This window comes from Streptomyces cahuitamycinicus (genome assembly GCF_002891435.1).
GTDB lineage: Bacteria > Actinomycetota > Actinomycetes > Streptomycetales > Streptomycetaceae > Streptomyces > Streptomyces cahuitamycinicus.
Window position 1 is genome coordinate 1 of record NZ_POUC01001004.1, and the last position, 400, is coordinate 400.

Here is a 400-nt window from a genome sequence, read left to right on the forward strand (position 1 = left end):
GGGAAGCCCCCACAGCAGCACCGGGTGTTTTATCGCGGTCATTTCACAACGGTAAGCGGCTGATGGTGGAAGATTTTTACCGTGTCAGCGGCAATACGCTCTGCAGCAAAAATACCGCGCATCCGCGCCCAGGTGTTACTGTCGACCGAAGCAACCTGCTGCTTCTGCGCGGCGGTTAACATCTGCCAGAGCGGATCTTGTTGCCAGCGTTTAACAATGCTCTCTTCGCGATAGTGGGCAACCAGCAGCCAGGCAGGATTGACCGCCAGCAGTTGCTCCAGGCCGATGGACGGCATGGACGCACCCGCCATCGCAGCGGGAACGTTCAGCCCCAGAGAGGCCAGCACGCTGCCGGTCCAGGTCTCCTGAGTATGCAGGTTGAATTGCTGTTCGCGTGATG

The 400-nt window shown here is 59.0% G+C and carries 1 pseudogene; it reads right to left on the bottom strand.

The window, feature by feature from the left end:
• Positions 1-38: 38 nt before the first annotated feature.
• A pseudogene (fecB, locus tag C1J00_RS48775) lies at positions 39-400 on the bottom strand (Fe(3+) dicitrate ABC transporter substrate-binding protein FecB); the annotation flags it as partial.